The sequence below is a fragment of the bacterium genome, from assembly GCA_035528375.1.
In the GTDB taxonomy this organism is placed as follows: domain Bacteria; phylum RBG-13-66-14; class RBG-13-66-14; order RBG-13-66-14; family RBG-13-66-14; genus RBG-13-66-14.
The window spans coordinates 1-7670 of sequence record DATKYS010000035.1 but is presented as its reverse complement, the minus strand read 5'-3'; the positions used below and the strand labels follow the sequence as shown (position 1 = coordinate 7670).

8 protein-coding genes are annotated in these 7670 nt (G+C 67.3%); 5 read left to right on the top strand and 3 right to left on the bottom strand.

Annotated features, from left to right (window positions below; genetic code table 11):
- The 3 genes from VM054_02530 to gcvPB all read left to right on the top strand — a co-directional run.
- A partial coding sequence (locus tag VM054_02530; GenBank protein ID HUT97939.1) for a hypothetical protein occupies positions 1–190 on the top strand: 190 nt, incomplete at its 5' end.
- Positions 191–432: 242 nt separating this feature from the next.
- Positions 433–1788 carry an aminomethyl-transferring glycine dehydrogenase subunit GcvPA gene (gene gcvPA, locus VM054_02525; GenBank protein ID HUT97938.1) on the top strand — a complete coding sequence of 452 codons (1356 nt, stop codon included), beginning with the start codon at positions 433–435 and terminating at the stop codon, positions 1786–1788.
- Complete coding sequence (gene gcvPB / locus VM054_02520) at positions 1788–3266, top strand: aminomethyl-transferring glycine dehydrogenase subunit GcvPB (GenBank protein HUT97937.1); 1479 nt, start codon at positions 1788–1790, stop codon at positions 3264–3266. The genes gcvPA and gcvPB overlap by 1 nt, the downstream gene beginning before the upstream one ends.
- Before the next feature lie 45 nt (positions 3267–3311).
- On the opposite strand, the gene VM054_02515 is transcribed toward gcvPB, so the two are convergent.
- Together VM054_02515 and VM054_02510 are read right to left on the bottom strand one after the other, a co-directional pair.
- Complete coding sequence (locus tag VM054_02515) at positions 3312–3650, bottom strand: hypothetical protein (protein HUT97936.1); 339 nt, start codon at positions 3648–3650, stop codon at positions 3312–3314.
- A 58-nt stretch (positions 3651–3708) separates the two neighbouring features.
- Entirely contained in the window at positions 3709–4725 is a 1017-nt protein-coding gene (locus VM054_02510) for a hypothetical protein (GenBank protein ID HUT97935.1), read from the bottom strand.
- Positions 4726–4813: 88 nt separating this feature from the next.
- On the opposite strand from VM054_02510, the gene VM054_02505 reads away from it, so the two are divergent.
- Positions 4814–5509, top strand: a complete 696-nt coding sequence (locus VM054_02505) for an endonuclease V (GenBank protein ID HUT97934.1) — start codon at positions 4814–4816, stop codon at positions 5507–5509.
- On the top strand, positions 5506–6039 hold the full coding sequence (rsmD, locus tag VM054_02500) for a 16S rRNA (guanine(966)-N(2))-methyltransferase RsmD (protein HUT97933.1): 534 nt from the start codon (positions 5506–5508) through the stop codon (positions 6037–6039). Before VM054_02505 ends, rsmD begins: the two co-directional genes overlap by 4 nt.
- Before the next feature lie 302 nt (positions 6040–6341).
- Here the strand turns inward: rsmD and VM054_02495 are convergent, their stop codons facing one another.
- Entirely contained in the window at positions 6342–7310 is a 969-nt protein-coding gene (locus VM054_02495; protein HUT97932.1) for a hypothetical protein, read from the bottom strand.
- Positions 7311–7670 lie beyond the last annotated feature (360 nt).

The window sequence follows — 7670 nt, the reverse complement described above, 5'->3', positions numbered from 1 at the left end:
AAAAAACGTAGAGCTTTCGCTCTACGTCCTCTCCGGCTGGCTCGTGGAGTCCTCCGTGAGCGTCCCCACCGCCCCCGGCTGCCACGAAATCTCTTACGACACCTCTAGTAGCCTGCCTCCTGGCGTCTACATCGCACGGTTGACGACAGACGTAGCCTCAACCACTCAACAGCTGGTCATCACTCGCTAGCTTGCCTCTGGACGTGGGGGCTCTCCTGTGCACGGTGAGGGTATCCACCAGTGTTGGTATACCGCGATTCCCACTGCCGCTGCCACACGAATAAAAGGGGTCCGAAAACGGGCCCTTTTTACATCGCCTGCGGTTCAGAAAACGCCCGTCAGTCACCCGAAACGACGGTGGAGTTTTCACCCCTCCCGCTGGTATAATCTCCCCCCACGCGACCCATCCAATTATTGCAGCCAGAAGGAGCCATGGACTACCTTTCCCACACGCCCGAGGAGCGGCGGGCCATGCTCGACCGGATCGGGGTGAAGGGGATTGAGGACCTCTTCGCCGACCTGCCGGCCGAGCTGGTGGGCCCGCCCATCGAGCTTCCGCCCCCCCTGAGCGAGCCGGAGCTTCTCGCGCGGCTCGACGCGGTGAGGGCCCCGGACCACGTCTCGTTCCTGGGCGCCGGCGCCTACGACTCCCACATCCCCGCCATCGTGCCGTACCTCACCGGCCGCACCGAGTTCCAGACCGCCTACACCCCCTACCAGCCCGAAATCAGCCAGGGCACGCTGACCGCCATCTACGAGTTCCAGTCGGCGATTTCTCGGCTCACCGGGCTGCCGATCGCCAACGCCAGCGTTTACGACGGTGCCTCGGCGGCGGGTGAAGCGGCGGCGCTGGCGGTACGGAACGCGAAGAAGGCCGGGCGCGTCCTGGTCTCGCGCACGCTGCACCCCTTCTACCGCCGGGTCGTCGCCACGTACCTCGAGGACCTCTCCTGCTCCGACGGCACCTGCGCCCGGTGCGAGGAAATCGGCTTTAACGGTGAGGGGCTGACGGACCTGGCCGACCTGGAGGCCAGGCTGGACGAGGACGTGGCGGCCGTCATCATCGGCAGCCCCAACTTCTTCGGCCTCGTCGAGGACTGGACGGCGGCCTTCTCCCTGGTGCACGGGAAATCCAAGGCGCTGGCGGTGGCGGTCTCGAGCCCCCTGCCGCTGGCGCTCTTGAAAACACCGGCGGAGTGCGGCGCCGACGTGGCCGTGGGTGACGCCCAACCCGTGGCGACGACACTCTCGTGCGGCGGCCCCTACGTCGGATTCATCGCCGCCGCGGAGAGGCTGGCCCGCAAGATGCCCGGCCGCATCGCCGGCCGGACCGTGGATATTGGCGGAAAGGTCTGCTACGCCCTGACTTTGCAGACCCGCGAGCAGCACATCCGCCGGGAGAAGGCCACGAGCAACATCTGCACCAACAACGCCCTGGTGGCGTTGGCGGCCACCATTTCCTTGAACGCCCTCGGTCCCGCGGGCATCACCGAGCTGGCCGAATTGAACCTCCAGAAGGCCCACTACGCCGAGCGGGAGCTGACGAAGCTCCCCGGGGTGGAGCCGCTTTTTCCCCGGGGCCGCTTCTTCAACGAGTTCGCCCTCAAGCTGCCGCCGGGAAGGGCCGAACGGGCGTTCGCCGAGCTGCCGGGGAAGGGCTTCGTGCCCGGCCTGCCGCTGGGACGCTTCTACAAAGAGTACGCCGACGGGCTCCTGGTCGCCGTCACGGACCGCCGGACGAAGGCGGAGATTGACGGCCTGGTCGCCGCGCTCGGGGAGGTGCTGTGATGGCCGAGAAAATTATTGACCGCCCCATCGAACCGGCAATCTACGCCCACTCCCGGAAAGGGAGGCGGTGCTATCGGCCGCCCGCTCCCGACGTGCCCACCCGGCCGCTGGACGAGCTGCTACCGCCCGAGCTCCGGCGCGCGAAACCACCGGCGCTCCCCGAGGTGGACGAGCCCACCCTGGTCCGCCACTACGTGCGCCTGTCCCAGCTCAACCACTGCATAGACGTGGGCTTCTACCCCCTGGGCTCGTGTACGATGAAATACAACCCGAAGATGGCCGACGCCGCCGCGGCGCTGCCCGGGGTCAACGCCCTCCACCCCCTGGCGCCCGAGGGGATGCTCCAGCCGGCGCTCGAGCTGATGAGTGAGCTCGAGGGCTACCTCTCGCGGATAACCGGGATGGACCGGTTCACCCTCCAGCCCGCCGCCGGCGCCCACGGCGAGTTCACCGCCATCAAGATGATTCGGGCCTACCATAAGTCCCGGGGCAACCCGCGCAAGGTCATCCTCGTCCCGGACTCGGCCCACGGCACCAACCCCGCCTCGGGCACCATGTGCTCCTACGACATAGTGGTGGTGGCCTCGGACGAGCGGGGGAACGTCTCGGTGGAGTCGCTGAAGGAGAAGCTCTCCGACGACGTGGCGGCCCTGATGCTCACCAACCCGAACACCCTGGGGCTCTTCGAGGAGAACATCCTGGAGGTCGCCGAGCTGGTCCACCGGGCCGGGGGACAGCTCTACTACGACGGGGCCAACCTCAACGCCATCCTGGGACGCATCCGGCCCGGCGACATGGGCTTCGACGCCGTTCACCTGAACCTGCACAAGACCTTCGGCACCCCCCACGGCGGCGGCGGACCGGGGGCCGGACCCGTGGGGGTGAAGAAACACCTGGCGGAGTTCCTCCCCGTGCCCACCGTGGAGAAGACGGGCGAAGGCTACCGGTTGGACTACGACCGCCCGAAGAGCATCGGCAAGCTACTGGCCTTCTACGGCCACTTCCTGGTGTCCCTGCGGGCCTACGTCTACATCCGCCACCTGGGACTCGAGGGCCTGCGCGGCGTGTCCGCCCACTCCGTCCTGAACGCCAACTACCTGTCGAGCCTGCTGAAGGGAACCTTCCTCCTGCCCTTCGACCGGCTCTGCATGCACGAGTTCGTCCTGTCGGGGAAGAAGCAGAAAGACGCATATGGCGTGGCCACCCTGGACATCTCCAAGCGGATAATAGACTACGGCTTCCACCCGCCGACCAACTACTTCCCCCAGATCGTCCCCGAGGCGCTGATGATCGAGCCCACGGAGACGGAGACTCAGCAAACACTGGACGCCTTCGCCGCGGCACTCCTGGCGATTGACCGAGAGGCGGCCGAGGACCCGGACCTCCTGCACGGAGCGCCTTACTCGGCGCCGGTCCGGCGCGTGGACGAGGCCCGGGCGGTGAGGGAGCTGAACGTGAGCTGGCCCGAAGAGGCGTGAAAAAAGGAGGGCTCCGGCCCTCCTTTTTTTGGGCTTCCGCGGGATTTACATGAACATGTTCGCCCCGCCCGAGTCAATCACCTTGTCGAGGAAGTAGAACAGAAGGCCCAGAGCGAAGAGACCGGTCACCAGCAGGTTGATTAAGCTGAATTTACCCTGCGGCGTTGCGACCTCATCCTTCGGCTCGGCGTCCACCTCGTTCTTGAGCTGCATGGCCCGGAAGGTGCCCGCGATGATGCAGAGCATGAAGAAGACCTGGGCCACGATGTTCAGGGCCGCCCCCCAGCTCGAGAAGGGCAGGACGAAGAAAACGAGCGCCACGATCAGCACGAAATAGAGCCAGCGCAGCTCGGTGCGGTGGGCGCGGTAGGTCGGTTCGCTCATGGATTCCCTCGCTTGGTTAGGGTTGCGGTAAACGAAATACGAATCATTTAAAAGGTGGCTATTCCTCCTCGCGGCCGGTCTCGTGGTAGAGGAGCATGAGGGCGACGCGGGACATCAACACCCAGCTCCCGCCCAACTCCGCGATGCCGGCCGAGTCCACCGCCCGCCGGTAATCCTCCACGGCCTCTTCCCAGTAGTGCTCCGATTCGAGGGCGACGCGCCCAACCGCGGCCTCCGCCTCCTCGGGCGGGTCGCCTATCCCCTGGTAGGGCCCGGCGTAGCGCGTTACGCGCCAGGCGTTCTCGGCGGCGTGGCCCGCGAAGTACAGGGCGATGATGACGTTCTGCCCCTCGCTCTCGGACGAGACGTGGTCCGCCGCCTCCCCGGCCGCACCGACCAGGACGGTAAGACCGTCGAGGAGCCTCTCCACCGCCGGGACGTCGCCCACCACGGCGACTTGGCGAATGACCTGACCGGCGCGGTCGGCGAGCTGGAGGGCGGCGGTGACCTCCTCGGGGTGATGCTCCAGCCATCTCATCGAGGCCACCAGGGCCAGGCCCTCGTCCAGCGCGTGCCCGAACCAGCGCACCCCGGGCAGGCTGTCCGGCTCGCCGTTCCCGGGCACGGGGGACCTTCCCCGCCCCAGGTCCTCACCCAGGAGCCACCAGTCGAAACTTTCCGGATTTCGCGCCCCACGGCAGGCCCCCGAGACGACTCCGCGATTCCAGCGCAGGGCGTAGCCGAACCAGCCCTCCGGAGTCTCCGCCAGGCGCAGGCAGACCGCGTCGTCCGCCTCGGACTGGGCGGCGTAAACGATCAGCTCGGAAAGGGTCGTCGGCGACCGGAGGGCGGTCCGCACGTCCCCGAAGAGGCTCGGGGTGTTATAATACCAATCATCCTTAATCCCCAGCCCCCCGGCAAAATCGGCGGCCGCCGCGGCCGGGGTGACGGGAGACCCCTCGGGCAGCGTCGGGGCGTAGATGACGGTCAGGGCGAACGCCGGAACCGACGACAGGAGCAGGGCCGCCAGAAAAACCGTCGCCCGGCGCGACAGATGGATGCTCGGGAAGCGCAACTCGACAACCTCACCCCGCGGGGCATTTCACCTTTGCAAGTGTACCACGTCACCGCCCCGTTGGGTAAGGGCCGCGTGAGGTGAACGATTGGCGGAGCTGCTACACCCCGAAATACGGTGGCCGAAGACCCCGGCCGAGGCGCTGGAACAGCAGAGAAGGCTGGTGAAGCTGCTGCCGCCGGAAAGACCGCTGGGACCGGTGGCGCTGGTGGGCGGGCTGGACGTTTCCTACTCGCGGCGCCTGGGGCGCGTGTTCGCGGTCCTGACGGTGGCGCGGCCGGGGGGAGGGGAGGAGGTCGAGCGGGCGTTCGGGGAGGCGGCGGCCGACTTCCCCTACGTCCCGGGGCTCCTTTCCTACCGCGAGGGGCCGGCCTGCGTGGACGCCTGGCGGAAGCTCGAAAACGTCCCCGACGTGCTGCTGTGTGACGGTCAGGGTCGGGCCCACCCCCGGCGCCTGGGCCTAGCCAGTCACCTGGGGCTCCTCTTCGACGTCCCCACGGTGGGGGTGGCCAAGAGCCGCCTTACCGGGAAGCACGGGCCCGTCGGGCGGGAGAAGGGAGCGACCACCCCTCTGGTGGACGCGAAAACCGGGGAGACCATCGGGACCGTCCTGCGGAGCCGGACGGACGTGCGGCCGCTCTACGTCTCGGTGGGGGCGGGGCTGACCCTGGTGGACGCGGTGCGGATAGCGCTCTCGGAGCTGGGACGGTATCGGCTGCCCGAGCCCGCGCGCCGGGCCCACAATCTCGTCACGCTCTACCGGAAAGATGCGGAGGGTCGGTGAGAATCATCGCCGGCAGCGCCCGGGGGACGGTCCTCTATGCCCCGCCGGGGAACCGGGTGCGGCCCACCTCGGACCGCGTCCGCGAGGCGCTCTTCTCCATCCTGGGGCCCCGAATTTTCGGCGTCTGGGCGCTGGACGCCTACGCCGGCGTGGGCGCGGTGGGGCTGGAGGCGCTGAGCCGCGGGGCGGCCGGCTGCGACTTCATCGAGGCCGACCGGGGCGTGCTGCGCTACCTGAAGAAAAACATCGAGCGGACACGGCTCGCCGAGAAGGCGCGTATCTTCACGCAGCGGGTCGAGCGTTTCGTCGCCGGCTGGCGGGAAGCCGACGCGCCCTACGGCGTGGTCTTCGCCGACCCACCCTACGGCGGGAACCCGGAGGAGGTCGCCGGTCTTCTGCGTCCCGTGGTCGGCGGCCTCCTGGTGCTGGAGGCGGCCGACACCGCGCCCGACCCCCGCTTCGAGGGCTACGCGCTCACCGACCGGCGTCGCTACGGCAATACGGCGCTCTATTTCCTCGAACCGCGTTGAGACCCGCACCTCGCTCGTTGCGATGATGTAGGGGCGACCCGTAGGACGAGTCCTCTGTGGTCGCCCGCGGGCCGACCGCATGTCGGCCCCTACGAGGGTGATGAGCGATTCTATTACATATTGGGCTCTGTACCCCGCCCGTTTTTTATAAGGAAGCCCTCACCCTAGCCCTCTCCCACGGGGAGAGGGGACCGTCCCACCCCCTCCCTGACCCGTAAGCGCGCTTCCCCCCAGAGGGGGGAGGGGGCACATCAAAGGGGAACCCCCCGGGGTTCCCCTTTTTCACGTCGCGGAATCGCGTACTAGAACTCGCCCTTGATCAGGCCCCAGGTGACGTTTTCGACGGCACCCACGGAATCGAAGGTCCAGACGAAGTCGTCGCCCATCTCGTTGCCGTTCAGGTCGGCCAGGCCGCCGTCCACGGTGCAGGTGACGATCACGCCCTCGACAAAGTCATCATCGCTGTCCCAGGTGCAGACGACGTCGTGGAGGTCGGTGTCGTCAATGTCCAAGTCGCCGGGCAGGGTCCGTGCCGGGGAGGCGGTAACGCTGAGAGCGGCGCCGGCGCTCAAGGCACGGCCGCCGGACAGGGTGGAGTCCTGAGCCGTGAAGTCAATGGTGTCGGTGTCGATGCCGGAAATGTCGTCCATGCAGTGGAAGACGATATCGGTGTCGAACGGCACTTCGCTCTCGCCGTCGGCGGGGTCCAGCCCGTCCACCCAGGGCGGCTCGAAGTCGTAGTCGGTGGTCTCGGCGCGGCACTGGATGAGGGAGGTGGCGCCCCAGCCGTAATCGGGGTCCCATTGGCCCGAGTACCAGGCCCAGGTGGTGTAGCCGTTATAGGCGATCTGCCCGCCCCTGTCGGTCACGTCGTAGCCGACGGCGAAAAAGGTGCCCTCCTCGATTACCACGTCCTCGCCGGAGAGGTCCACGTAGGTGTAAACGTGATAATCGGAGGGGCTTTCCGGGGTGAAGGGGCCGTGCCGGTCGGCGCTGGTGGGGTTGCCCGGGGGGTACCACAGACCGCCCAAATCGTACCAGACCAGCCAGCCGTAATCTTCCGAAGCCGGACCGCAGCAGGGCATGCCCAGCTCGGTGAGGGCGATGTCCCCGCCGGTGTCGTTCTCGAAGGTGGTGACGAGCCACTCGCCCCATCCGCCGGCGCTGCCCCCCGAGGTGGGGGACTGGTCCCAGTCGCCCGTCGAGAACTGGTACTCGGCGGCGAGGCAGGCCGCGCCGAGAGCCGCCAGAAATATGACGATTTTATGCATTACGGCTCCATCCCGGTAACATCGAACAACGGGGTCTATTGATACCCTCCCGACCGCTGAGGCTAGGCACACCGAACCGCCCGCCGTCCTAGTAGAAGAGCAAGGAGCGTGCCGGGCGGAGAGGGGAGAAAAGGCGCGCGGGGTGGGAATCGGCGGTGGCGGGACGCGGAAAATGGGCTGGCGGGTCTCAATTTAACGCGGCAGATTGCCGTGATAAACAGCGTAGGGGCGGGGATTTTATCCCCGCCGCTTTTTCTAAGGCAGCCCTCACCCTAACCCTCTCCCACAGGGAGAGGGGACATACGGCGACCCTCACCCCGGTCCGTGCTTCGCAGATTACGATAACGTAGGGGCGGGTCT